This window comes from Parabacteroides sp. PH5-46, assembly GCF_029892785.1.
GTDB lineage: Bacteria > Bacteroidota > Bacteroidia > Bacteroidales > Tannerellaceae > DFXE01.
In genome coordinates, this window is sequence record NZ_JARXXA010000001.1 from 61,882 (window position 1) to 87,027 (window position 25,146).

General features: G+C 42.8%; 23 protein-coding genes. 19 read left to right on the top strand and 4 right to left on the bottom strand.

The window, feature by feature from the left end:
• The first annotated feature begins 119 nt into the window (after positions 1–119).
• The 5 genes from M2470_RS00205 to M2470_RS00225 all read left to right on the top strand — a co-directional run bounded on the left by M2470_RS00205 (position 120) and on the right by M2470_RS00225 (position 4,483).
• Positions 120–1,307 (top strand): hypothetical protein, encoded by a 1,188-nt coding sequence (locus M2470_RS00205; protein WP_280743316.1) that lies wholly within the window; start codon positions 120–122, stop codon positions 1,305–1,307.
• The gene (locus M2470_RS00210) at positions 1,304–2,110 is read left to right on the top strand and encodes an alpha/beta hydrolase family protein (protein ID WP_280743315.1); all 807 of its coding nucleotides are present in this window, start codon (positions 1,304–1,306) and stop codon (positions 2,108–2,110) included. The genes M2470_RS00205 and M2470_RS00210 overlap by 4 nt, the downstream gene beginning before the upstream one ends.
• Positions 2,111–2,123: 13 nt before the next feature.
• On the top strand, positions 2,124–3,533 hold the full coding sequence (locus tag M2470_RS00215; protein ID WP_280743314.1) for a sulfatase: 1,410 nt from the start codon (positions 2,124–2,126) through the stop codon (positions 3,531–3,533).
• Positions 3,534–3,639: 106 nt separating this feature from the next.
• Entirely contained in the window at positions 3,640–4,014 is a 375-nt protein-coding gene (locus M2470_RS00220; RefSeq protein ID WP_280743313.1) for a hypothetical protein, read from the top strand.
• Positions 4,015–4,057: 43 nt separating this feature from the next.
• On the top strand, positions 4,058–4,483 hold the full coding sequence (locus M2470_RS00225) for a hypothetical protein (protein ID WP_280743312.1): 426 nt from the start codon (positions 4,058–4,060) through the stop codon (positions 4,481–4,483).
• 78 nt (positions 4,484–4,561) lie between these two features.
• Here the strand turns inward: M2470_RS00225 and M2470_RS00230 are convergent, their stop codons facing one another.
• From M2470_RS00230 to M2470_RS00240, 3 genes are read right to left on the bottom strand one after another with little or no spacing between them, the layout of a single operon-like run.
• Entirely contained in the window at positions 4,562–5,650 is a 1,089-nt protein-coding gene (locus M2470_RS00230; RefSeq protein ID WP_280743311.1) for a glycoside hydrolase family 76 protein, read from the bottom strand.
• A 12-nt stretch (positions 5,651–5,662) separates the two neighbouring features.
• A complete protein-coding gene (locus tag M2470_RS00235) occupies positions 5,663–6,994 on the bottom strand; it encodes a Na+/H+ antiporter NhaC family protein (protein WP_280743310.1) in 1,332 nt (443 codons plus the stop codon).
• A gap of 11 nt (positions 6,995–7,005) precedes the next feature.
• Positions 7,006–9,588, bottom strand: coding sequence for a DUF5686 and carboxypeptidase-like regulatory domain-containing protein (locus M2470_RS00240; protein ID WP_280743309.1), 2,583 nt, complete (start codon positions 9,586–9,588; stop codon positions 7,006–7,008).
• 309 nt (positions 9,589–9,897) lie between these two features.
• Here M2470_RS00240 and M2470_RS00245 point away from each other — a divergent pair, with 309 nt between their 5' ends.
• The 4 genes from M2470_RS00245 to M2470_RS00260 are packed head-to-tail and all read left to right on the top strand — an operon-like array spanning position 9,898 to position 13,121.
• Positions 9,898–10,734, top strand: coding sequence for a glycoside hydrolase family 16 protein (locus M2470_RS00245; protein WP_280743308.1), 837 nt, complete (start codon positions 9,898–9,900; stop codon positions 10,732–10,734).
• 46 nt (positions 10,735–10,780) lie between these two features.
• Positions 10,781–11,407, top strand: a complete 627-nt coding sequence (gene recR / locus M2470_RS00250) for a recombination mediator RecR (protein WP_280743307.1) — start codon at positions 10,781–10,783, stop codon at positions 11,405–11,407.
• On the top strand, positions 11,404–12,588 hold the full coding sequence (locus M2470_RS00255) for a glycosyltransferase family 2 protein (protein ID WP_280743306.1): 1,185 nt from the start codon (positions 11,404–11,406) through the stop codon (positions 12,586–12,588). Before recR ends, M2470_RS00255 begins: the two co-directional genes overlap by 4 nt.
• A gap of 2 nt (positions 12,589–12,590) precedes the next feature.
• The gene (locus M2470_RS00260) at positions 12,591–13,121 is read left to right on the top strand and encodes a GNAT family N-acetyltransferase (protein WP_280743305.1); all 531 of its coding nucleotides are present in this window, start codon (positions 12,591–12,593) and stop codon (positions 13,119–13,121) included.
• On the opposite strand, the gene M2470_RS00265 is transcribed toward M2470_RS00260, so the two are convergent.
• Positions 13,109–14,230, bottom strand: a complete 1,122-nt coding sequence (locus tag M2470_RS00265) for a vWA domain-containing protein (RefSeq protein ID WP_280743304.1) — start codon at positions 14,228–14,230, stop codon at positions 13,109–13,111. The two genes, M2470_RS00260 and M2470_RS00265, sit on opposite strands and share 13 nt — an antisense overlap.
• Before the next feature lie 164 nt (positions 14,231–14,394).
• Between M2470_RS00265 and M2470_RS00270 the strand changes: the two genes are divergently transcribed.
• The 10 genes from M2470_RS00270 to M2470_RS00315 all read left to right on the top strand — a co-directional run bounded on the left by M2470_RS00270 (position 14,395) and on the right by M2470_RS00315 (position 25,146).
• The gene (locus M2470_RS00270) at positions 14,395–16,188 is read left to right on the top strand and encodes a histidine kinase (RefSeq protein ID WP_280743303.1); all 1,794 of its coding nucleotides are present in this window, start codon (positions 14,395–14,397) and stop codon (positions 16,186–16,188) included.
• A gap of 451 nt (positions 16,189–16,639) precedes the next feature.
• Positions 16,640–17,758: a DEAD/DEAH box helicase gene (locus M2470_RS00275; RefSeq protein ID WP_280743302.1), complete on the top strand. Its 1,119-nt coding sequence runs from the start codon at positions 16,640–16,642 to the stop codon at positions 17,756–17,758.
• Between the two features lie 35 nt (positions 17,759–17,793).
• Positions 17,794–19,626 carry a YgiQ family radical SAM protein gene (locus M2470_RS00280; protein ID WP_280743301.1) on the top strand — a complete coding sequence of 611 codons (1,833 nt, stop codon included), beginning with the start codon at positions 17,794–17,796 and terminating at the stop codon, positions 19,624–19,626.
• A gap of 50 nt (positions 19,627–19,676) precedes the next feature.
• On the top strand, positions 19,677–20,060 hold the full coding sequence (locus M2470_RS00285) for a LytTR family DNA-binding domain-containing protein (RefSeq protein WP_280743300.1): 384 nt from the start codon (positions 19,677–19,679) through the stop codon (positions 20,058–20,060).
• Between the two features lie 4 nt (positions 20,061–20,064).
• Positions 20,065–20,721, top strand: a complete 657-nt coding sequence (locus M2470_RS00290; RefSeq protein ID WP_280743299.1) for an FHA domain-containing protein — start codon at positions 20,065–20,067, stop codon at positions 20,719–20,721.
• 126 nt (positions 20,722–20,847) lie between these two features.
• Positions 20,848–21,087 (top strand): hypothetical protein, encoded by a 240-nt coding sequence (locus M2470_RS00295; protein ID WP_280743298.1) that lies wholly within the window; start codon positions 20,848–20,850, stop codon positions 21,085–21,087.
• Positions 21,084–21,602 carry an FHA domain-containing protein gene (locus M2470_RS00300; protein ID WP_280743297.1) on the top strand — a complete coding sequence of 173 codons (519 nt, stop codon included), beginning with the start codon at positions 21,084–21,086 and terminating at the stop codon, positions 21,600–21,602. The genes M2470_RS00295 and M2470_RS00300 overlap by 4 nt, the downstream gene beginning before the upstream one ends.
• Before the next feature lie 14 nt (positions 21,603–21,616).
• Positions 21,617–22,423, top strand: a complete 807-nt coding sequence (locus M2470_RS00305) for a protein phosphatase 2C domain-containing protein (protein WP_280743296.1) — start codon at positions 21,617–21,619, stop codon at positions 22,421–22,423.
• Between the two features lie 35 nt (positions 22,424–22,458).
• The gene (locus tag M2470_RS00310) at positions 22,459–24,219 is read left to right on the top strand and encodes a serine/threonine-protein kinase (protein WP_280743295.1); all 1,761 of its coding nucleotides are present in this window, start codon (positions 22,459–22,461) and stop codon (positions 24,217–24,219) included.
• Positions 24,220–24,228: 9 nt separating this feature from the next.
• A complete protein-coding gene (locus M2470_RS00315) occupies positions 24,229–25,146 on the top strand; it encodes a hypothetical protein (protein WP_280743294.1) in 918 nt (305 codons plus the stop codon).

Genomic DNA, 25,146 nt, shown 5'->3' on the forward strand with positions numbered 1-25,146 from the left:
TGAATTCCATGGATTATGAGACAAAATTAGTGAAAATTTTTTGTTAATATTTTTTTCTTTACTTTTGTAAAGCAGTGAGAAACAAGATGCGATATAAATCTATATATACATATTAGATTATGAGACAGATAATTCTTCTATTATTTGTGTTGTGTCTTATGTTTCACTCGAAAGCGCAAAATGAAGTATCAGTCTCGCCTGAACGGTTTAACCAATACCTTTCAGAGCTTCAGGAGATCGAATTACCCTCTTTCTGTTTCTTTTTTTCAGAGGGATATATAGCCTTAAAAGACGTTCCGTTCGTCCTTCTGATCTTACCAATAGAAGAAGAGTTGATGGATATAGGCTGCTACACGAAAGATGGCCGTTTCGTAGACCACCTTATCGTACGCCAGCATTATTTCCGCGACCATGTGGCTGTAACAGAAGATGGTACTTTAAGGGTGATAGATAATCTGTCGACAGAAGAAGACCCACAATGGGTAGAAAACCGCTACCGGGTGGATGCAAGCGGACAGATCTGTTTCATTGAGCAAATAAACTATAGAGAACTGGCGCGTCCGTGGGTAGAAGAAAACAGAAAAAGAAGAAAAGAGGAACTGGAACGGTTTACAGTCCGGCTGGAACAAGCAAAGCCTGCCGAAGCCAATGAATTATACGATTATGTGTTCACCTATTTTACTCCGATAAGCTTTACCGGATGGATGAATTGCGTAGATACATTGAATTTTTCCAATGGCGATATAACTGAGTATAATAGGGACTTCTGGTCGTCCCTGAAGTCGGATTTGTACTATTATCTTGATAGCGCCGAGTATGTAAGTCTGAATCATACGTTTTATCATCAACTCTTTGCTCCTTATGTGACAGAGGATTACAAAGAAGCCCTCCGATTGTATATAATAGATGATTATGAACTGGAAGGGGAGGAAGAGCTGCTTGTAGACAGAGAAGATATAGCAAATACGATTATCGAACGGGAACGCTATGCGGCACAATATCCGACAAGTAAGCATACGACCTGGCTGTTAAGAGGCTGCCCGTCCTATCTTAGAGCATTCCTGTTTAGCGAAGGAGTAAACACCTCTACCTTTGAAAATAGGGACAATCGGAAGATTATAGATGATGTATTGGAGTTTATTCTTACGTTAGAAAAGCAATATCCGGATACCCGCTTAGGGGATGTGTTTCGCTTCTTTTTAAGTGAATTGAAAAAGACAAATAATTGCTACATCGATGAATTAAAGGAAACGGTGATGAAATATGTTGATGAAAAATATACTGACATTAATAATTTAAAGATATGAAAAGGATACACACATTACTTTTTGTATTCCTGTTTTCTGTTTCGGTTTATGCCGCAAAGGTAGAAACGGTTGAGGTTTACAGTCAATCCATGAATAAAAACGTAAAAGTACTGGTCGTTTCCCCGGAGAAGAAGGAGATTCCGGCCTCTACTATTTATCTGTTGCATGGATACGGAGGGAATGAAAACCAATGGCCGGGAATAAAGCCGGATCTGCCTGAAATAGCTGACAGGTACAACCTTGTTTTCGTTTGTCCCGATGCAGAAAACAGCTGGTATTGGGATAGTCCGCTCAATCCGGCATATCGTTATGAAACCTTTGTTTCCTGCGAACTTGTAAAATATATAGATACCCACTATCCTACAAAGCCTGAAAGGGAATCACGTGCCATTACCGGTTTGAGCATGGGAGGGCATGGAGCCTTGTGGATTGCTTTTCACCATAAAGAGACCTTCGGCGCCGTAGGAAGTACCAGCGGAGGAGTGGATATCCGCCCGTTCCCCCAAAACTGGGATATGAGCAAGCAACTGGGCGAAATGAAAGGAAATGAAAAAGTCTGGGATGAACATACGGTTATCAACCAGATAGATAAGTTGCAAAATGGCGATCTGTCCATCATTACAGATTGCGGGTTTGATGACTTCTTTTTTGAAGTAAATAACAACTTCCATGCGAAACTGTTAGACCGTAAAATAGACCATGATTATCTGGTACGCCCCGGAGGGCATGACAGTAATTACTGGAGAAATTCACTTGATTATCAGATTCTTTTCTTTGTAAAGTATTTTAATAAAGACAAATAAGGCCGATATTATTATGAACAAAAAACTATTTTTTCTTTCAGCATTGGGCAGCCTTTCGTTTCCTGCAGTAGCTGCCGATTACACCAATATTATCCTGATTAACTTAGACGATGTGGGATATGGCGACTTTTCGTATAACGGAGCTTATGGCTATACCACTCCGAACATAGACCGGATGGCTGCCGAAGGGATGCGGTTTACCCATTTTCTTGCCGGACAACCTATTAGCGGCGCATCACGCGCCGGGCTATTGACGGGCTGTTACCCCAACCGGATCGGCTTTGCCGGTGCTCCGGGCCCGGGTTCTGATTATGGTATCCACCCCGACGAAATGACGATGGGGGAGTTGCTGAAGCAAAAGGGATATAATACAGCTATATATGGTAAGTGGCACTTAGGGGATGCCAAGCCTTTTTTACCTCTGCAGAATGGCTTTGACGAGTATTACGGATTGCCTTACTCCAACGATATGTGGCCTTTCCATCCGCAGCAGGGAGAGGTGTTTAATTTCCCCGATTTGCCTACTTATGATGGAAATATGATTGTAGCCTATAATACAGATCAAACCTGCTTTACGACAGACTATACCACTCGAACGGTAGACTTTATCAAAAAGAACCGGAAAAAGCCTTTCTTTATATACCTGGCTCATTCTATGCCACATGTACCACTGGCTGTGTCGGACAAGTTTAAGAGCAAGAGCGAACAAGGCCTGTTCGGGGATGTGATGATGGAGATAGACTGGAGTGTGGGTGAGATATTAAAAACCCTGAAGGAATCAGGCCTGGAAGAGAATACATTGATTGTTCTTACGTCAGACAATGGCCCCTGGGCAAACTATGGCAACCATGCCGGATCGGCAGGTGGTTTGCGCGAAGCCAAAGCTACCACTTTCGACGGAGGAAACCGCATCCCTTGTATCATGTACTGGAAAGGAAAGATAGAATCAGGCTCTACCTGTAACAAGCTTGCTTCCAACATTGATTTGTTCCCTACGTTTGCAGAGATCACTTCGGCTCCCTTACCCACCAGAAAGATAGACGGCGTAAGCCTTGTACCACTGATCAAAGGAGAGGAAGGAGCTAATCCGCGTGAGTCGTTTGCTTATTACTTCCGCCAGAATGACCTGGAAGCAGTAACCGACGGCTCGTTCAAACTGGTATTCCCACACCAATATGTAACCTATGGAGCTTATGTACCGGGGAATGGCGGACAGCCCGGAAAACTAACCAATGTTGATTTAACAAAAGCGGAAATGTATGATTTGCGCCGCGATCCGGGCGAACGCTATAATGTAATAACCCAATACCCTGATGTAGCCTCGAAATTGATGAAAATAGCAGATGGTATACGTGAAGAATTAGGCGATAACTTATTACGAATAAAGGGAAAAGAACGACGTGAGCCTGGAAAATATCTGTAAATTTTGTCATTTTTTCTTTAAGTATTATTTTCTTTATATTTCTTTTTAATTTAACTTTGCACTTTTAACAAATTCTATATTACTAACTCATAAAAAAGTGAACAAAATGAAAAAGTCTTATTTAGTACTTGCCGTTTTAACATTTACTCTGTCTTTTATCGCTTGTGGTGGAAAAACTTCAGAAAAAGCCACATCTGAAGACGCTGCTCCTAAAACAGAAGCTGCTGCTCCTGCCAAAGGAAATGATGTTTTAGATAAGTATGAAACATTAGTAAACAAAACAATCGAACTTTACGAAAGCGGAAAATTTAAAAGTGGAGATGCTGCAGCTATGCAGGAATACACAAAAATAGCTCAGGAAATGTCTGAAATGGCAGAAGAACTACAGGAAGCTATGCAAAACTTAACTCCTGCACAAGTTCAGAAATACACCGAACTGGGACAGAAGTTGACCGATGCTGCTACAAAAGCAATGAACTAATACTATTTTCTCTACCTATTATTAACTATTTAAAGAAAAAACAATGATTTACGGAATTACTCTAATCATTTTGGGACTTTTAGCAGTTCCTTCTCTCCTTTTGGAGAAAAAGCCAAATGCACAGGAATGGTTTGACAAGATTGCACCTTACCAAGGTTGGATTGGTGTTGTATTTGCCATCTGGGGACTTTGGGGAATAATCAGCTGTTTCCTCAATATCGGTTGGATTGGTCATTGGCCTATTTATTGGATTACCTGGTTATTGGTATCTGTTGTAGAGTTTGCTTTAGGCTTTATTCTTGGTTATGGTTTGATAACAAAATATGCGTTATCGAAAAATGAGCAGGCAGCAGAAAAAGGCGAACAACTGTTGGCTAAGCTGAGACCCTGGCAAGGTAAATTAGGTATTGTAGCTATCGTTTTAGGTGTTTGGCAGATTATTTCTTCTATTCTCTGGAAAGTAGCCTGATATACCTGATAGATAATATACAAAAAGAGGCTATCCTGGATGTCGGGATAGTCTCTTTTTATTTTATGGTTCGATACTTTATTTTGTTAGCTGGTAGGCTTCAATAATACACTCCAAAGCGCAGGAGTTAGCTGCAGCATTCGGTTCTGTAAACGGCCCGTACCAATAATGGCCGAAGCTTTTGCTTATCGGATCGTAATTATTCTCTTTGATTGATTCTGCGTTTTTCAAGATAAAATCCTTATACGCCGGGTTCTTTGTTACCTGATACAGGAATCCCAGATGGCGGATAAATATGCCCTTAAACTGCACCCCGTCATTGCTCTTGTCAATGCCCGGATTCATTTCGCGAAGAATGCCTTCTTCCGTTACTAACTGCTTGTTTATTGTAGCCATGGCAATCTGTTCTGCCAGGTCGATATATTCCTGCTTTTTATTTAATAGATACATTTCTGCCAATACAGCAATAGCTACCCCTTGATTGTAGGTGTAGTGCTGATTCTGGTTGGGGAGGCAGTCTTTGTTTGTCCCGTCTTCAATCTGGTATATGTCTGTATTGATCATGCCTGTCTGCATGTACCAGGCAACGTTCTTCTCAAACCAATCCTGGTATTTTTTATCATGAGTTGTTTTATAGAGGCGTGCAGCTGTTAAAGAGAATAAGTTGTTGGCGATAGAGTTTTTGTAGTGTAAAGGATTCTTTTTCCAGTAAATGCCTCCGTTACATTCATCGCTCCAGCCTCCGGTCAGGTCTTCAAATATAACTTCCGCCATGTCCAGATACTTCTTCTGTTTTGTGATTTTATATGCTTCTATCCAGGCCAATGCCCACCAGGCTTCGTCATCGTAATAATCGTTTATGAAATTCCGACAATAAAGAGGGGTGCCGGTGGAGTCGGTACCTATCTGATATTGCTTGGCTTTTGTATAGACATCTTCTATCAAGGGGTATAGATCGTCACTGTTGGTTACTTCCGAATAGCGGATAACAGCTGTTAGCAGATTGGCCGAATTCCACCAACCGGCCGATTCCCAGATGCCTGTCGTATCATTTCTCCAACTAATGGATGTGCGCATACTGTCTTTCATGATCTCTTTATAAGGAGAGGGACGGCTACATGCTATGGCAAGTAAAGATACCAGACTGATAACTAGTACGTTTTTCATATTATAAAAAGATTAGTTTAGTTTGTATGAATTACTGTATTTACGAGGATAAGCGAATGCTATGGCTAACAAGGTACCTAATCCCAGCAGATAGGGATAGTAAAGGTATCCCATAATTTCAAGAGGTGAAACGGCGCTTAAACTAGCAGCCATTAATAATTGTGCACCATATGGTATGATGCCTTGTACGGTACAGGAGAAGATATCGAGTATGCTGGCACTCCGCCTCGGATCAACCTTGTACTTATCGGCAATATCTTTGGCGATGGGGCCTGACATGATCAGGGCGATGGTATTGTTGGCTGTACAAAGGTTGGCAAAGCTAACCAATCCGGCGATGCTTACTTCTGCTCCTTTGGAGGAGCGGATATGGGAAGTCAGCTTCAATATAATCCAGTCGATACCTCCGTTATAGCGAATCATTTCCAGCATGCCTCCGGCCAGTAAGGTGATGATAATCAGTTCTCCCATGCTAAGAATACCGTTTCCCATAGCAGCATTCCATCCCCAGATATCAAAACTACCGGTGAAGATACCCGTCAGACCCGATAGTATAATACCGATAAACAATACAACCATCACATTTACACCGAATACTGCAGTTATAAGTACAATCAGGTAAGGTACTACCTTTATCCATTCGATTTTCTCCGGAGTGTAAACGTTTTGTGCTCCTAAGCCGCTTATAATATAGATAATAGCTGTAATAATAGCGACGGGGAGGGCGATACGGATGTTTACTTTGAATTTGTCCGACATCTGGCATCCCTGTGTACGGGTTGCTACAATTGTTGTATCGGAAATAAATGAAAGATTATCGCCAAACATAGCCCCACTGACAACTACCCCCAGCATCAATGCGTCCGGCATACCTGACTTAGCCGCTATTCCTACAGCTACAGGCGCCAGGGCTACGATAGTGCCGACAGAAGTACCTACAGATATGGAGATGAAGCAGGCAGCGATAAAGATACCCGCTGCCAGCAAGTTGCCGGGCAAGACAGACATCGTCAGGTTTACCGTAGCGTCTACGGCTCCCATATCCTTGGCTGTCTGCGCAAAAGCTCCTGCCAGAATGAAAATTAATATCATCAGCATGATATTACTATTGGCCGCCCCACGACAAAACTGCTCGATACGATTGCTCAACTTCCCACCTTTCGAGATAGCTACAGCTACAATCGAAGCAATCACAAAAGCCACAGTAATAGGCATCTTGTAAAAGTCGCCCGCAATAACAGACACCACCAGATACGTAAGCAAAAACACCGCCAAAGGTATTAACGCCCAGGGATTCGGTGTATGATTGAGAGGAGGATTTGTTTCTGTCAAGCGATCTGCCATACTTTCTTATTTCAGAATGAGAAGCGGAGGGCAATACGGATGCCTCCTTTTTTGATGTTGGGATTGTCCAGATAGGTCAGGCGGCGGTAGTAGTCGATGCGGAGTATCTTGAAGATGTTCTCCAGGCCGGCGCTGACTTCCATATAGGGTTTATCTCCTAAGCCCATAGTTCCGTCGGGCAGTAGGAAGAGGCCATTGCTTAATGCGGGATTATTCTTATCAGAAAGGCTTCCGTATATACCGTTGAAGGATAATACCTCGCGGAATTTCAGCCAGCGGACTCCCGGGATACGGTTCAGTATCCAACCTTTCAGGTAGTAGGTAACATTCAGTGATACGTACTGGTCGGCTACAAACTCCAAGGCGCGCATCATGTGGAAGGCTTCCGGCTGAATGGTTATTGACTGGTTGGTGTTGGGAAGAATCAGCAAGGGGAAAGGTACTTTGTCCCATACCTTGCCGGCTTTCAGTTGGGTATCCAGATGTCCGAAAGAAGATAGCCAGATGCGCTTTTCGGCGCTGAACTCCGTCCGGTTATAGTTGTAGTCGCTATGGAAGATATCTTTTAATCCTGTCTGGTGGGATAGCTTGAAAATAGGAGCATCCTTCGATAAGTTGAAAGGCGATTCCTTACCGGCACGTCCGGCATAGGAGCGTTCACCGGGAGCAAAGCGGAACTGAACCCCCAATTCTGTAGACGAGATATCTTTCCAACGCTCCAGTTCTCCTGCTTCATCTTTGTAGATGTATTCAAGTGTTCCGGCTGCTTCTTCGCTTTGAAGGCGTGCCCAGCTTTTCAGTGTAAGTCCGTTCAGCCACTCTTTTTCGTATTGTAGCATGCTTTTGCGTACATAGTTCATCTTTGTAACGGGTTCTCCTACCTTCCAGGCTACAAACATATTATCCTTACTGGTAAAGAGGAAGTCCTGACCGGGGGTATATACGTCATATTCATGTATAAACGAGAGGTTGTTTACGGGGTTCTCTCCTTCGTGGTAATCCTTTTTATTGAAACTGTAGGTGAGCTTGCCATTGTATTTAAACTTCCGGTCGTCACTACCATAAGCCAGATAACCACTGGCAAAAAGGTGTGGATGCAGGTTGGCAGTAGTCATCCCCCCTATACGCATGCGGAAGCCTTCCAGGTGGTTGGCACTGAAAATGGTATTCATCGGACCTATGTCAAACATATTCGATTCCTTGTTTCTGCCGGTTTGAATATAGCCTGAAATCAGGATTTCCGCTGTTTTGATAATGGCATTGATTGCCGGTATTTTCCGAAGTTCAGCCAATAGCTCATTCAGTACACTTTCCTTCTCTTTCAGCGGGATATGGCGGTTGTTTATCCAGAAAGAGTCTGTCTGGGCTGTTGCCTCGGGCAAAATATGCAGTGGCCCCAGCAAACCAAAGATCGAATCCCGGTTTTCTACCTGAAGTTGGTAGTTATTATAGGTACGAAGCTGATGCGCGTATAGCTGCTGTGTCCCTTTGATCAGATAGAAGTTGATATACGTATTCTCCGAATCTACTACCCAGGTTCCGTCCGGCATTTGCTTAAATTCCTGTTCGATACGAAGCCTGTCTACAAAATTCAGATTGATATTTTGCGGAACATTCAGCAGCACTTTTTTGATGGAATATTTACCATCCAACGTAATATATAACCTGCCTGTAAAACCGTAACTCTGACTGTTTACAGGAACAAATGCCAGGTCTACACAAGGATCTCCGGCTACAGTCACCGTATCCATGATATAGTATTTGTAATACGATACAGCCAGTGCAGACGACAAGGGGCTTACAAAGCGGTTCAGCAGAATATTGATATTATTATCGAAGATATTAACGCTTTGGAAAATCTCTTCCAGGTTTGAGGTAATCCCTCCTTCATCCAAGCTTTTGTCTATCCCTTCTGTTTGCTTGCCTTTTACGAGGGTTTTTGTCGTTTTGGGGCTTTTGCGGTAATATATATCAGACAGAGTCTCACGTATCGACAGGGTAAGAATCGGTTTGCCGGTAAACTCGGAGGTATCCAGGTAGTTCTTCACAAAGTCAAGCCGCTTCATGAATTTGTTTTTCTCAAAATTGGGATTGAAGTTGTCTAAGGATAACGTGAGTTTTTCGTACGCTTCTACCTGGTATTCGTCTTCGGACTCAATGCGGTTTTCGTCTTTGTGTTCTATTACTTTTTTTATCAATTCTACCGCCGGATTCTCCTTACGTGAATAACGCTCCCGTTTGGGTTTTATCACAATTTCTGCAATTTCAAAAGCGGTAGGGCGTAGCTGTATGTCGAGCGCTTCATTTCTGCGTCCGGCTTTCAGTTCTAGCACTTTGTTGTCATATCCTAAAGAAGAAACCACTAGCCGGGTAAGGCCTTTGTCGTTTTGCAAAATGAATCGCCCAAAGTCGTCTGTCATAGCTCCGATAGTGGAATGTTCAAAAATAACAGAGACATACGAAAGTGGCTCACCGGTAACAGAATCGCGCACCACTCCGGATGCAGTGGTAACTGTCTGCGCATGCAAAAATGTATTTCCGGCAAACGGAAATATCAAAGATAGTAGCAATATATACTTGATAAACTCTCGCATTTAACCTTCTACAACCCAATCAGAGATATATTGTGCGCAAAGGTAGCATATTTTTATTATTTTTATCGGCGAATAATCGCTTGTTTAAATTTCAACCATATATTACGTGATTATGACAAATTCTAACAAGAAGCAAAAATAGCATGCATACTTTTCGCAAAACGCATGCATGCTATTTCGAAAACGCAGCCATGCGATTTTAAAAACGCATGGCTGCAATTTTTGGATCACTGTAATTATTTGATATATAATAAAGTATAAAAGATTATTGGGCGTTGATTTATAACTAAAGAAAATACAATAAGGAGTATGAAAACAAAGAATTTTTTTCTGACGATGATTGCAGTGTCTGTATGCCTGCCGGTCTGTATGAGCGGGCAGGAGATAAAGGAGCCAACAGCCTATGTGCCGGAAGGATACACCTTGGTTTGGCAGGATGAGTTTAACGACTCTCCGTTGGATAACGGTAGGGCTGCCATGCCCGACCAGGAGCGTTGGTATTATGAAACAGGAGCACATGGCTGGGGAAATAACGAACTGCAAAACTATATCGCTGGAATAGATGGTGCGGATACCTGCGCTTTCATCTCCGATGGCACGCTGAAGATCGTAGCCAAAAAAAGAAATGACGAAGTATTGTCCATACGCATGAATACAACAAAGGAGTGGAAGTATGGCTATTTTGAAGCTGCTCTGAAACTCCCTGCCGGAAAAGGAACCTGGCCTGCCTTCTGGATGCTTCCGAAAGACATTATTGATTGGCCACTGGATGGAGAAATAGATATTATGGAAGAAGTAGGCTATCGTCCGAATTGGGCTTCATCAGCCGTTCATTGTATGGCGTATAATCATACAATTGGTACGCAAAAGACAGGCGAACAGCTTATACCCACGGCACAAACAGCCTTTCATGTCTACGCTTTGGAATGGACAGAAGACTACATAAAAGGCTATGTAGACGGTAAATGCCACTTTACATTTGAAAATGATAAACAAGGCTATAAAGACACCTGGCCGTTTGATGTTCCTTTCTATCTGAAACTCAACTTGGCCTGGGGAGGCAACTGGGGCGGAGCCGAAGGTGTAGACGAAAGTGCACTGCCTGCAACCTACGAAATAGACTACGTGAGGGTATATCAGAAGTAAACGTCTCGTAAGAATTCGTATATTTGCGCTTTCAGAAAATAAATCAATGAATCAGAAATACCCGTCAGTTCTTTTGGAAAATGCCGTGAATGAATTGGCTTCTCTTCCCGGTGTGGGACGGAAAACGGCTCTTCGACTGGCTTTGTATATGCTTCGGCGCGATCTTAAGTATACGGAAGGCTTTACGGCTGCTTTGCTTGCCCTGCGAAAGGATGTAAAGTATTGCAAGGTATGCCATAATATATGTGATGATGAAATGTGCGGCATTTGTGCCGATTCTAGGCGAGACCATTCGCTGGTTTGTGTGGTTGAGAATATAAAAGAAGTAATGGCGATTGAGAATACCGGACAATTCAAGGGCGTTTATCATGTATTGGGAGGAATCATATCGCCCATGGACGGGATAGGTCCCCAAGATCTGGAGATAGAGAGTTTGATAAAGCGCGTAGCCGACGGAGAAGTAAAGGAGATCATCCTGGCTTTGAGTACCACCATGGAGGGCGACACCACCAACTTCTTTATCTATCGCAAACTTTCCCCTTATGAAGACGTAAAAGTCTCTGTCATCGCTCGTGGCGTCTCTATCGGTGACGAAATAGAATATGCCGACGAAATCACCTTGGGTCGCTCTATCGTAAACAGAACCAGTTTTAATGACTCGATAAGACAATGAATGAATACGATATAAAGATATCTATAGTTATTGTAAATTATAACGTAAAGTATTTCCTGGAGCAGTGTTTGCTTTCTGTCAGAGCAGCTGTAGGAGGTATGGATGCGGAAGTATTTGTGATTGACAATAACTCGGAAGATGGCTCTGTAGACTATCTGAAGCCCTTATTTCCGGAAGTAATCTTTCTGGAGAATAAAGACAATCCCGGTTTTGCAGTTGCCAATAACCAGGCGATTAAGCAGTGCAAGGGAGAGTATGTTTTGTTGCTGAATCCGGATACGATCATAGGAGAGGAGTCGCTTCGTACGCTTTCCTTCTTTATGGATGAACATCCAAAGGCAGGCGGAATAGGCGTGAAGATGCTGGACGGACACGGCGTGTTTCTGCCGGAAAGCAAACGTAGTTTTCCTTCTCCCTGGGTTTCATTCTGTAAACTGTTTGGCTTGTCCAAACTCTTTCCCCAATCCAAGCTCTTTGCCCGTTACAGTCTGCCTTACCTGAATCCGAACAAGCAGCACAGGGTAGATGTATTGGCAGGTGCTTTTATGCTGATCAGGCATGAGGCACTCGACAAAGCCGGTTTATTGGACGAGTCCTTCTTTATGTATGGAGAAGATATCGACCTGTCGTACAGGCTGGTGTTGTCCGGCTATGCCAACTATTACATACCCGAACGCATCCTCCACTATAAAGGCGAAAGTACCAAGCATGACGACATCAGCTATGTGAAACGCTTCTATGGCGCTATGCTTATTTTCTACAAAAAGTATTATGCACGTTCCGGCTGGTTGATGTCTTTCTTTATCCGTCTGGCAATTGGTCTGAAGGCCTCGCTGGCGGCATTCAGCAGAAAGTCGGGAGCCAAAAGCAAGAAGAAAGCACTCAAACATCGCCGCATCCTGATTATATGTCACGAAGAGAACTTCGAGCAAGCCAAACAAGCCTGTGTAGACAAGATGCCGGAGTTGGAATATGTCAACATGTGGGACCTGGACGAAGAGCGGGTTATGGATGCCATCTGCCGGAGAAATCAGATGAAAGGCTTTACCGATATAGCCTTCTGCCTGCCGGATGTTCGCTTTGAGCAGATCTTACTCTTTATCGATACAATGGTGAATAAGAAAACTACCTATCATATTTACAATAAAGCAAGTAACCGTTTAGTTTCACCGGATAAATAATTATGGCACTGTTGAAAAACGATACCCTGGCACTACGGGCGCTGGAGCCTGAAGACCTTGAATACCTCTTCCGCTGGGAGAACAATTCTGCGATATGGAGTTGCTCAGGCAGTACGATATCGCCCTATTCCCGCTATGTATTAAAAGAGTATATTGCTCAGTCTCATCTGGGTATATACGAACAAAAGCAGCTACGTCTGATCATTGAGCTAATGGAAACAAAAAAACCTATCGGCATGATCGACTTGTACGACTTCGACCCCCATAACCGAAAAGCAGGTGTCGGCATCCTACTGGATACCGAACACCAGGGAAACGGTATGGCTACCAATGCACTTCATTTGCTGACAGACTACGCTTTCTCTTTCCTCAAAATCCATCAATTATACGCTTACGTAGCCATAAACAACGAACCAAGTAAATCACTCTTCCTGCGATGTGGCTTCACCATATCGGGTACCCTTAGCGACTGGATCTCAACCGAAAAAGGCTACTCCGATGTACTAATCATGCAATATATTCAAAAACTATAACCCTTTATCTTAGCGAAGGACAGGATGGATTCGTTGATGGCTTTGCCTAAGTCGTCACCTGAGTTGTCTTTCTTGGATTCGTTGTCGATGTAGGCTTGGCGCTTGGCGGCTAATTCGGTTATTTGCTTCTGGATAGTAGCCCGTTCTTTTTCTTTTGCTATAACGGCTTCTTTGAGTTCGGTATTGGACTTGTTCTGATACTCTTTAGGTAGCTGTTTTTTGTCGATGGATTCGATCACTGTTTTATCTTCGCTATACTTATCTACCAAGTCCCAAGAGGTGTTTTTGTAAACGGACTTTGATTTGCTGACTACTCGCTCGGCATAGTTTGCACTGGAGATGGATTGTGCGTTTGAGTCCTGTACTCTTTGGTTGGCTTTCTTTGATTCTCCGGCGGAACCGTAGCTGATGTAGGTGTCGTTTAGTTTTGTGTTGCAGTGGCTTATTTCGTCATCATATGGGGTAGCGATGTACCTTACTTTGGCGTTGGAGTCTATGTTGAAGAATTTGCCTCCTCCCCGTACGGCCGCGTCTTGCCAGAAGTCGCGAATGCCTGTATCCCGGTGTCCGCAATGGATAGTATTTATGTAGATATTCTTGCCGACCGCTTGTTTGATGGCTTCTTTATAAGGGATTTTGCCTTGTTCAAAGATCTCATTTCCGGCAATATAGATCAGTTTCATGTCTGCTTCATTATCTCCCCATTCCAGGTGGCGCGTTGCTTTCTGGATAACCGTTCCGCAATACTCTTCGCTACCTCCTGCCGTGAGCACAAACAACTCCTGCGATATCAGATCCAGATCAGTGGTTAAGGGTGTGATTTGGCGAATGTAATCTCCGTCGTACCGCTTAGAGCTTCCATATTCATACAGCGCTATTTCTATTTTAGGCTCTTTGCCTTTGTACTTGAGGGTTGTAAGGGTATTTACGATGTTCCACAAGCGGGATTTGGCCTGTTCTATCAGTCCCTGCATACTACCTGAGGTATCCAGCAAAATGGCTACCTGGATCTTTTCCTGTGCTGCTGCTTCTCTCTCTGTACGAGCTGTGTCTGCCTTTACTGCTACAGCAACAAATAATACTACACAAAACAGAATAATTCGTTTCATATCCCAAATAATTTTAATAGGTTTATGCCTCAAAAATAGATCGTTGAAAATTAACATTCGGACAAGAATGGGTGAACCCCCTCTTTGAATGGGTGAAAGCTTATACCTAAATGGATAAGAAAGCTTTTCTTTGCGTTAGATAACGATTAATGGATTGATCCGGAATGAAATATTGTATTTATATAATGCTCTTCCTGTTTCCCTTTATTGCTTGGGGACAGGAGTCGGTGCAGAAAAAGCAGTCGTCTAAAAGCAGTAAGAGTGCTGTGTTTGAGCTGTCCAGATCGTTGGAACAGGACTTGCCTTCGGATACGATAGCTGCTGATTATGAGAAGGTGGCGCAAGAGTATGTGGAGAAGGGAGAATATATCAAAGCAGAAGATTACTTAGTCAAAGCACGTAAGCTATATGTAAGGGATAATAACCGCCTGAAGATGGCATATATCGAACGCGAAATAGCCAGGGCACAGGAGTGGCAGGGCAATTATACCGCTGCTATCCAAAGCTATACAAATGCTGCCGGATTATCGCAAGATACCTATCAGAAAAACCTCAACGAAAACGATGCGCTGCGGCTGAAAAACCTGATGAATCCGGAGAAGCAATCGGTGTATATCCAACGAAACCTTGACCTTTTGAATACCATGCCTCAAAATGCAAATAAAGAAGAAAAAGTACTGGCGTATTCGCAATTGGCACAGGTAAATAAAGAGATGAAGGATAATGCTGCGGCAGTGAGTAATCTGCAATCGGCTCTGGAAGTAGCCGAGACACCCATACAGTCTCGTCAGGTACGCCGTCAGATGGCCGATGTATATGCTTCTGAAAATCAAATGGACAAGGCTATCAGTATCAATGAAAAGATACTGGAAGAAGCGGCTGAAGAACAAGATACCAAGGCACAGATAGAGCAACTGCAAACCCTGTCTACAGCCTATATCGAAACCCGGGATGTATCCAAAGGCATAGCCTCTTTGCAGCAAGCATACGAGCTGGCGATTGAAAAAGGCCATACCCTGGATGCAAAAAACAGCCTTGAGCTGTTGGTGGCCCAATACCGGAAAGAAAACCAAAATAGGAAAGCCCTGGAGGCCTATTCCGACTTCATGGCAAAGCTGGAACCCCTGATTCGCGAAGATAGCACCCTGATAGATGAAAAGGTATTCCAAGCCCACGAAGAAAAAATAGCCCAACTAGAGAAGGAACGCGACCTGAAAGACCGCTTAATCGGTCAGCAGAAGACGCTGAATAAGCTACAAACGCTGGCTACGATCCTCTTCTTTGTGGCCTTTATCGTTGCCCTGTTTATGGTGCTGTCTATCCTCCGGAAAAACAAGAAAATAGCCCTGCAATCCCTCCGGCGCGAGATGAATCCTCACTTTATCTTCAACAGCCTGAACAGTGTCAACCAATTTATCGCCCAAAACAATGAGTTAGAGGCCAATAAATACCTCTCTTCGTATTCCCGGCTGATGCGTAACATGATGGAAAACTCCAGCAAAGATTTCACATCCTTATCCACTGAGTTAGAGCAACTAAAAGAATACTTGGAGCTGGAACAGATGCGCTTTCACGATAAATTTACCTACACGATAGAGATAGACGACAGCCTGGACGCAGATGCCCTCAGGATACCCAATATGCTTATCCAACCCCAACTTGAAAACGCCATCTGGCACGGCCTCCGATACCGCGAAAGCAACGGCCTGCTACACCTCTCCATCCAAAAAGAAAACAAGCACCTTGCCGTAAAAATAGAAGACAACGGCATCGGCCTAAAGAAAAGCAAAGAGCTGAAAACCAAGCACCAAAAAGAACACCAATCACGCGGACTAAAAAATACCTACGAACGCATAAAACTATTAAATAGCCTCTACCACAGCAAAATAACAATCGACATCACAGACAAAGACGGCGAAGAAACAGGCGTTATCGTACTATTCCGTTTCCCGTTATAATACCTGAAGAAATAAAGTATTGTGCTGAAAATCAGTAGATACTCTTTTCTTTTTTCATCTCCCTTTTGTCTCAAAATAATTTATACCTACCTCTAAATCGATTTATACGTACCTCTAAATTTATTTACAGGTAGGTCTAAATTTATTTACACGTACCTCTAAATTATTTTTAAGGTAGCTCTATCTAAAATAAGATGATGAACGACAAAACTTGTCATCAATGTACCTTGGGGAAACGAAGCGGCATCCTGGGTAGAATAATCTAACCATTCATAAAGTTCTTTCAGAGCATAATTGCAATATGAGCTCCTGAAATAGATAATAATTGTAAAATTGGTGGAGTGTCCGTTTTATTTTGTATCTTTGTCGCTTGAATTAACGAGTTTATGTTGTATCTTCTCTTATTGTCAAAATCCGACATCGACATCAAAAATCAATTTTTAAAAAACGTATGACATTTAAAGAATTAGAGATTATAGAGCCCGTATTGAAGGCTCTCGAAGAAAAAGAATATGTAAAACCAACTCCGATACAAGAACAGGCTATTCCTCCTGTATTAAGTAATAGAGATTTATTAGGTCTGGCGCAGACAGGAACAGGTAAAACCGCAGCTTTTGCGATACCTATTATCCAACAGTTATATCAAAAGAGAGTAGGGGATGTTAAGAAGAAGGAAATTAAGGCCTTAATTCTGACTCCTACACGAGAATTAGCTATACAGATTAATGAATGTTTTCATGATTATGCTAAATATACAAATTTGCGGCATACCGTTATATTTGGGGGAGTTAATCAAAATCCTCAGGTAGAAAAACTTAAGCGCGGAGTTGACATCTTGATTGCAACACCGGGACGTTTGCTGGATTTAATGAATCAGGGAATTATTAACCTGAACTTTATCCAACATTTTGTGCTGGATGAAGCAGACCGGATGTTGGATATGGGTTTTATTCATGATATTAAACGCTTGTTGCCCAAGCTTCCGAAGAAAAAGCAAACCCTTTTCTTTTCGGCAACTATGCCTGCCTCTATAGCTACTCTTTCCCGTTCTATTTTATATAAACCGGTAAGGGTAGAGGTGGCTCCTGTTTCATCGGTAATTGATACCATAGAACAGTATGTCTATTTTGTTGAAAAACAGGAGAAGAAAGATCTGCTAATCAATCTGCTGAAGAGAGACGAGGAGAAATCAGCTCTTATCTTTTCCCGGACAAAGCATGGCGCTGACAGAATTGCACGGATCCTTTGCAAAGCAGGGATAGGAAGTGCTGCTATTCATGGGAATAAATCACAAAATGCTCGTCAGCGGGCCTTATCTGATTTCAAATCAAACCAAATACAAGCGCTTATTGCAACAGACATTGCTGCCAGGGGAATTGATATTAATCAACTGGAATTGGTTATCAATTACGATCTGCCGGATGTACCGGAAACCTACGTACACCGTATTGGTCGTACAGGACGTGCCGGACATAGCGGTACGGCGCTTACCTTTTGTTCCAGTGAGGAATACTCGATGGTAAAAGATATCCAGAAGCTGACAGGGAAAAAGCTGGTAGTTTCAAACTAACCATCATCTGACTGAAAAATCAGTACCTTTGCCCTATGAAGCAGTTGAAACCGGATGCGTGGTTGCCTACTACTAAGAAAGAGGTAGAGGCCAGGGGATGGGATTATATTGATGTGATCCTGTTTAGCGGAGATGCATATGTGGATCATCCTTCCTTTGGTGCGGCAGTTATCGGACGTATATTGGAGGCAGAGGGGCTGCGCGTGGCGATTGTTCCTCAGCCGGACTGGCGTGGCGATTTCCGCGATTTCAAGAAGTTGGGAGTACCCCGCCTTTTCTTTGGTATATCGGCCGGAGCGATGGATTCAATGGTCAATCATTATACGGCTAATAAGCGGCTTCGCAGTGATGATGCCTATACACCGGATCGGCGGGCAGGTATGCGTCCGGATTATCCCAGTATTGTGTATGCAAATATCCTGAAGGAGTTATACCCTGATGTTCCTGTTGTACTAGGCGGGATTGAAGCCTCGCTACGCCGCCTGACGCATTACGACTATTGGCAAGACAAATTAAAACCCGGTATCCTGGTAGAAAGCCGTGCCGATTTACTGATTTACGGTATGGGCGAGCAGCCTATCCGGGAATTGGTTAGGCGATTGAGAAAGGGCGAGACGTTTAGGGATATAAAAGATATTAAGCAAACGGCGTATCTCACCCTCCAGCACTCTACCCCCCAACCCCCTGAAGGGGGGGGTATCACCCTTTTTTCGCATGAGGAATGTTTGAAGGATAAGCTGAAGCAGGCGAAGAATTTCAGGCATATTGAGGAAGAATCGAATAAGTATGAGTCAGCCCGTATGATACAGAGGGTAGGAGAGCAGTGTATTGTTGTCAATCCACCTTATCCCCCGATGAGTGAGAAGGAAATTGATCAGTCTTTTGATTTGCCTTATACCCGCTTGCCACATCCCAAATACAAAGGGAAGGTAATCCCTGCGTATGAGATGATTAAGTTCTCTGTAAATCTTCATCGAGGCTGCTTTGGGGGCTGTGCGTTTTGTACGATTTCGGCCCATCAGGGTAAGTTTATCGCCTCCCGGAGCAAGGAGTCTATACTGAAAGAGGTGAAAGAAGTAGCCGGATTGCCTGATTTTAAAGGATATCTGACCGATTTGGGAGGACCTTCCGCCAATATGTACCGGATGAAGGGGAAGGACGAGTCGATTTGCCGGCAGTGCAAGAAGCCATCCTGTATTTTCCCGGTAGTATGTAAAAACCTACATGCCGATCATGACCCCATGCTCGAAATGTATAATGCTGTGGACCGTCTGCCCGAAATAAAGAAATCTTTTATAGGGAGTGGGATTCGTTATGATCTGTTACTACATAAATACCCGGATGATTCACTCAATCAGTCGGCTCGAAAATATGCCGAAGAGCTGATAGCCAAGCACGTTTCCGGACGCCTGAAGGTAGCGCCTGAACATACACAGTCTGATGTGCTGAAAATCATGCGAAAACCTTCGTTTGAGCAGTTTGGCTTGTTTAAAAAGATATTCGACCGGGTGAATAAGCAAAAGGGATTGAACCAGCAACTTATACCTTATTTTATCTCCAGCCATCCCGGTTGTACGGAAATAGATATGGCGGAGTTGGCAGTTGTTACCAAAGGAATGAACTTTCACTTGGAACAGGTACAGGATTTTACGCCTACCCCTATGACACTGGCTACGGAAATATACTACACCGGTTATCACCCTTACACCCTTGAAAAGGTTTACACCGCCCGTAGCAAGGAAGAAAAATTGGCTCAAAGACAATACTTTTTTTGGTATAAACCCGAGTTCGGAAGATCGATCCGGCAGGCTTTGGGTCGTTTGAAACGAAACGATTTAATAAATAAATTGTTTGGGAGGTCACAATAAAACTCCTATCTTTGTTGTTTGATTTAAAAGGAAAAAATCAATAGCTGCCAATGGAGCGATATTTAATTATTAAGACAAGGGATGAGTTGCTGCGTATCAAAATTGGTCAAATCCTTTATTTCGAGGCCGATAGAAATTATACAAAACTGCTATTGTCCAACGGTATACAGTTTACGTTTGCAATTAATATAGGGAAAATAGAGGAAATACTGGAAAAGCAAGTATCTGGCAGTAGCGATATACTGATGCGTGTAGGAAAGAGCTATATAATAAATAAAAATCATATATTGCAGATAAATATACCCAAACAGAAGCTGCTTTTGCTTACTGCAGAAGGTAAACCCAGGGAACTGACGATTTCAAAAGACCCATTGAAAATGCTGAAAGATTCGTTTGAAAAGGAAATGGGGAAAATAGAAGAGGAGGCAAACTAAACATATGGTTGTAAAAATTGGTAAAGCTGACGATAATGATTTTGTAGTAAACGATCCGCATGTAAGCCGTTATCATGCACGATTGACGCGCGAAAGCGACGGATGTTTGCTATTGGAGGATCTGGGCTCTACCAACGGAACGTATGTAAATGGCGGGCAAATTGTGAAGAAACGCATTGCTCCTACCGATATTGTCAAACTGGGAGATAGCTATACACTGCATGTTCCCGAAGTCCTGAAATTCAACAACGATTATAGTGCCGAGTTTGCTCTGCTGAAGAATGTGTATACCAAGTACATGGAACAGAAAGTGCGTATTCAATCGTCTAACCAATTTAAGACAAGGCTGTTTCAGTCGCTGCCTTTTGCTCTTCCCGGTATTATCGGGGTGATGATCGGTTTTTTTGGAAAAGGAAGCCCTTCTTTGCTGGGAGTCAGCCTGTTTATTACCGTATGCGCTCCTACGATTGGTATCTATTTAGGAGCGAAGCAATCGGCCAAGATCCCTCAGCAATTGCAAGACCTGGCTAATCAGTTCAAGATAGACTACGTATGCCCCAAGTGTGGCACATTCCTGGGCGAAATACCCTGGGAATCTTTGGCAAACAGAAAGCAATGCCCATTATCTTCCTGCAAAGCCAAATGGGTGAGCGAAGATTGAGTGTTTGTATTCCAAAACCGTCCTTTTGTACAGTAAACCTTATTCTATGATTAATAGAACTTGTTTTCTTCAATTCCTGTAATTTCTTTTTCTACTTTTGTATCCAGAATATAAATAATTCTCATTATGCAAAAAGAGGAATATACATTCGTTACGATCGATAGCGATGATACCTTGTTCCCCGATGCAGTTGTTGTGGATATAGACAACGATCAGGACTTACAGGGAATCGTTATGATTGATGAAAGTATGGAGGCTTCCGATTTTATTACCCTTTCGGATGATACTATCATGCTTTCAGACGCTGACATGATCGATACGTTCTCGAGCGATATGGATGATCTGGATATCTCGATTATGATATGATATCCGTAAGGTGTCCACATTGTGACGTGGGACTGAAGGTGGATGAAAAGAAGTTGCCTTCCGATATCACATCTTTCAAATGTCCGAAATGCAAGCGTCTTATACCCGTCTCCATGCTTTCAAAGAAAGAAGGGGAGGGGTTTTCTTCATCTGATACGGTTCTGATACAGCCGGTGAAGAAAAGCCTGGGGAAAATAACGGTTGTAGCCGATGCAAATACCCGGGAGCAACTCTTTCCGCTGTATGAAGGTATTGCTGTTATCGGACGAAAATCATCCCAACCTACTCAAGCTACAATTGCCATTGAAACGGCTGATCGCTCGATGAGTCGGGAGCATATACGGATTGAGGTAAAAAAAGATCCAAAAGGAGGATATAAACATTATCTTTCCGACAATAATAGCAAAAACCATACGTTATATAATAGTAATTACTTAGGAAACGGGGAAGTGGTCGTCTTGAATGATAATGACGAAATAGTTATAGGCCACACCGTTCTGAGATTTAATGTTTAAACGCAGCAGCTATTATGAATATAACGATCGGTAAACCCTGTGCAATCAGCGAAAAAGGTTGCAGACAAAACAATGAAGACTCTATCTACCCGCTACCGGAAGCAGTAAGCGCAAATCAGAAGCTGTTTTTGGTTTGTGACGGAGTAGGAGGAGCCGAGAAAGGGGAAATAGCCAGTGCCTTGGCCTGCGAGTATTTCCAGACGTATTTTTCTTCCATGCTAGACAAAGATGAACCTACGCCTGAATTTATTCATAAGGCTTTGCGTTATACAGAGGCTAATTTCGACAACTATATACTACAACACCCCGAAGCAACGGGAATGGCTACTACCTTAACCATGCTACATATCGGTAAATCAGGCATTACACTGGCACATATCGGTGATAGCCGTATTTATCAGTTCCGCAACGGGAAAATCATAAATCGTACAGAAGACCATTCACTGGTCAATTCCTTGGTAAAACTGGGACAGATCAGTCCGGAAGAAGCGGCCCATCATCCTCAGAAGAATGTGATTACAAGAGCTATACATGGGACAAGCCAGTCTACCTCGGCTGACGTAATGTTTGTAGACGATATTCGTCCGGGCGATTACTTTTTTATGTGTACGGACGGAGTGCTCGAAAGCTTTAGTGATGAGGAGTTGAGCTCTGTTTTCAGGGAGAAGACAGCCTCAGAAGTGATCAAAGATACGATTATGGAATCCTGCAACTCCAAAACGCGGGATAATTTTTCTTTTTATATAATTCCGATTCAAAATGTGCAGGAAACAGTCGGAGTTAAGCAAAATATTCTTTCTTTCTTTTATTCTTTTGTATAAATAACGTATTTTTGGCGTAGAATTACGCTGCGAATATGAATTTACCTATAGGGCATTACCTCCAAAACGGAAAATACCAGCTATTGAACGTTGTTGGGCAGGGTGGTTTTGGCATCACCTATAAGGGTATATTGTTTACAGAGGTAAAGGGTCCGCTGGGTAAAATCAAGACGGAAGTCCCTATCAGCATCAAAGAATACTTCTTTAAAGATTATTGTTACAGAGTGTCTGATACGTATGAAGTAGATGTTCATTCGGAAACCGGAAAACAACTCTTTGATAAGTTTAAAGAAAAGCTGATAAAGGAAGCTAAAATTTTATCAGATGTACATTATCCCCATATTGTAAATGTGCTGGATGTTTTTGAAGAAAACAATACCGCATATATCGCCATGGAGTATATCCAGGGGCATTCCCTGAAGTATATCCTGGAAAGAGACGGTATCCTGCCCGAGCAGAAAGTATTGAAATACATCCATCAGATCGGGAAGGCCTTGCAGTTTGTTCACGAAAAAAACATATTGCATCTTGATATCAAACCGAGCAACATCCTGATTGACAAGAATGATAACGCACGTCTGATAGACTTTGGGGTGAGCAAAAGGTATGATGTAGAAGATAAGGAGACCAGTACAACGATGCTGACCCTCTCAAAGGGCTTTGCCTCTATAGAGCAGTACGACAATGAAGGAACGCAGATATTTTCTCCCTGTCCGGATGTATATTCGCTGGGTGCTACGATGTATAACCTGCTTACCGGTAAAATACCGACGGAATCTATTTTGCGGGCTACCCGCCCGTTGCAAAACCCTTCGGAACTGAACCCTGCTATCAGCCAGAAGACAGAGGAGGTTATACTAAAGGCTATGCAAATCAGTCCGTCGGATCGTTTCCATACGATACATGAAATGATGGAGGCGCTGGATGACCCTCCTGAAGAAGAGCAGACCCCGAGACATACCGGTTTTTCAGATGCCGGGCATCAGTCAAACAGCGATGAGACAACTATACTGCATAATCCATCCCTTTTAACAGGAAAAGACGACGAGCAAACTTTAGTAAATACCCCTGCCATACCCAAAACTATCACAAAAAAGAAAAGTAAAAAAACGGTATGGTTTATCACCTTAATTTGTATATTTGCATTAATCGGTTCTTCTGTTGTATTGCTCATGGGGAATAATGAACCGGTAACAGATAAATTGGATTTACCGTTGGCTGACCCTGTAGACAAAGAGTTGTCGTCCACTCAAACGGATGCAGATAGTACAATCCTGAGCGAATCTACAGAACCCAGGCATCAGATATTGCCTCAACCGGTTGTTCATTCAACAGAGAATGATGTTCCGAGTAATGAGGTTGTAGATTCCCTGATGCTTACAGAAGAGGAAATAGAACTTCAGTATGAGGCTTTGCGTTCCTCCGGGATAACAAAGATGGATAATGGAGATTATTTCGGCGCCCGGGAAGATTTTAATAAAGCCATCGAGTTAAAGCCGACGAAAGATATTATGCGCTTAAGTATCTCTAATGACGAGAAAATAGAGCAGAAAGCAATCTCGGACAGAAAGGCTTTATATGAGGAAAAAATGTCCTTTGGGCGATTTAAAATAGTTCGTAAGATATCTTCAAGGAGATATGGCGCAATTGATGATCATGGGAATGAGAAAATACCGTGTAAGTACACGAATGTAGAGGTCGTTAGCGATGGCGAACGTGCCTTTGTTCGTGAAGATAAACTATATGATATCTATAATACGGATGGGGTGTTGGTGAGAAGTGATGTAACATTTTAAATGTGATGTATGAATAGACTTTACTTATTGATTATATATATTGTTTTACCTTTCTGTCTAATCGCTCAGCAGCAAACAGAATATAACCGAAAAGGGGATGAAGCCATGAAACGCCTGGACTATAGTGACGCCAGATTGTTCTATGGTGAAGGGGTGCCAAATTGTGACTTATATAGTATCAATCAGCTGACTACCATCTGGCTTGCCAATGAGCAGATGCGATCCTCTATGCATAACCAAATGAGTCGTTGCTTCAACTGTTTAAGTGTGAAAGCACTTGAAAATGATTCCATAGCTATATCAAAACTGATTATCTATTATACGGAAGGTATTGGTACACCTAAAAGTGATGAGTGGACTACTTACTGGGAGGAGCGCTTGGAAGAGTTAAGAAACCCTCCTCAGCTGAGGGAAGACTATAGCGAAACGAAGCCTTCCCGGCCATCTATGAACTATTTTGCCGGTTATACGTATTCTACACAAATGCCGATTGGTATTACGGTTGGAGGGGTAGGTGAGCGCTTCGGCTGGTATGCTCGTTTTAAGACAAATGCCTCTTTTCAGAGTTTTGATGAAGAATTTTCCGGAGACTCTCCGAAAGGGGCTTCTGCCATAGGTGTAAGTGACAAGAAAAGTGCCTATGCTGTAACGGCAGGTATGCTGTACAAATGTAATTCACGGCTCTATCTTTCGGCGGGTGCAGGATATGGTAAACGTGATCTGTTATGGCAATTTGCTAAAGTAGATGATAACGGTGATGCTACAAACGAAACGAAATGGTATAAAAAGACAGATGACTCCTACAATGGTGTAGCTGTTGATCTAGACTGTATGTTCCGCATTGGTGTGGTTTATCTAAGCGCCGGATGCAGTACCATTAACTTTAAATATGTCGATTTGAATGCCGGTATCGGGGTGTTTTTTTAA

Excerpts from the sequence above, each read along its gene's own strand:
- M2470_RS00245 (WP_280743308.1), top strand. The coding sequence starts at position 9,898 with ATGAAAACAAAGAATTTTTTTCTGACGATGATTGCAGTGTCTGTATGC.
- M2470_RS00285 (WP_280743300.1), top strand. The coding sequence starts at position 19,677 with ATGGAGCGATATTTAATTATTAAGACAAGGGATGAGTTGCTGCGTATC.
- recR (WP_280743307.1), top strand. The coding sequence starts at position 10,781 with ATGAATCAGAAATACCCGTCAGTTCTTTTGGAAAATGCCGTGAATGAA.
- M2470_RS00230 (WP_280743311.1), bottom strand. The coding sequence starts at position 5,650 with ATGAAAAACGTACTAGTTATCAGTCTGGTATCTTTACTTGCCATAGCA.
- M2470_RS00275 (WP_280743302.1), top strand. The coding sequence starts at position 16,640 with ATGACATTTAAAGAATTAGAGATTATAGAGCCCGTATTGAAGGCTCTC.
- M2470_RS00290 (WP_280743299.1), top strand. The coding sequence starts at position 20,065 with ATGGTTGTAAAAATTGGTAAAGCTGACGATAATGATTTTGTAGTAAAC.
- M2470_RS00300 (WP_280743297.1), top strand. The coding sequence starts at position 21,084 with ATGATATCCGTAAGGTGTCCACATTGTGACGTGGGACTGAAGGTGGAT.
- M2470_RS00280 (WP_280743301.1), top strand. The coding sequence starts at position 17,794 with ATGAAGCAGTTGAAACCGGATGCGTGGTTGCCTACTACTAAGAAAGAG.
- M2470_RS00295 (WP_280743298.1), top strand. The coding sequence starts at position 20,848 with ATGCAAAAAGAGGAATATACATTCGTTACGATCGATAGCGATGATACC.
- M2470_RS00205 (WP_280743316.1), top strand. The coding sequence starts at position 120 with ATGAGACAGATAATTCTTCTATTATTTGTGTTGTGTCTTATGTTTCAC.
- M2470_RS00310 (WP_280743295.1), top strand. The coding sequence starts at position 22,459 with ATGAATTTACCTATAGGGCATTACCTCCAAAACGGAAAATACCAGCTA.
- M2470_RS00215 (WP_280743314.1), top strand. The coding sequence starts at position 2,124 with ATGAACAAAAAACTATTTTTTCTTTCAGCATTGGGCAGCCTTTCGTTT.
- M2470_RS00260 (WP_280743305.1), top strand. The coding sequence starts at position 12,591 with ATGGCACTGTTGAAAAACGATACCCTGGCACTACGGGCGCTGGAGCCT.
- M2470_RS00305 (WP_280743296.1), top strand. The coding sequence starts at position 21,617 with ATGAATATAACGATCGGTAAACCCTGTGCAATCAGCGAAAAAGGTTGC.
- M2470_RS00210 (WP_280743315.1), top strand. The coding sequence starts at position 1,304 with ATGAAAAGGATACACACATTACTTTTTGTATTCCTGTTTTCTGTTTCG.
- M2470_RS00220 (WP_280743313.1), top strand. The coding sequence starts at position 3,640 with ATGAAAAAGTCTTATTTAGTACTTGCCGTTTTAACATTTACTCTGTCT.
- M2470_RS00265 (WP_280743304.1), bottom strand. The coding sequence starts at position 14,230 with ATGAAACGAATTATTCTGTTTTGTGTAGTATTATTTGTTGCTGTAGCA.
- M2470_RS00315 (WP_280743294.1), top strand. The coding sequence starts at position 24,229 with ATGAATAGACTTTACTTATTGATTATATATATTGTTTTACCTTTCTGT.
- M2470_RS00270 (WP_280743303.1), top strand. The coding sequence starts at position 14,395 with ATGAAATATTGTATTTATATAATGCTCTTCCTGTTTCCCTTTATTGCT.
- M2470_RS00235 (WP_280743310.1), bottom strand. The coding sequence starts at position 6,994 with ATGGCAGATCGCTTGACAGAAACAAATCCTCCTCTCAATCATACACCG.
- M2470_RS00225 (WP_280743312.1), top strand. The coding sequence starts at position 4,058 with ATGATTTACGGAATTACTCTAATCATTTTGGGACTTTTAGCAGTTCCT.
- M2470_RS00255 (WP_280743306.1), top strand. The coding sequence starts at position 11,404 with ATGAATGAATACGATATAAAGATATCTATAGTTATTGTAAATTATAAC.
- M2470_RS00240 (WP_280743309.1), bottom strand. The coding sequence starts at position 9,588 with ATGCGAGAGTTTATCAAGTATATATTGCTACTATCTTTGATATTTCCG.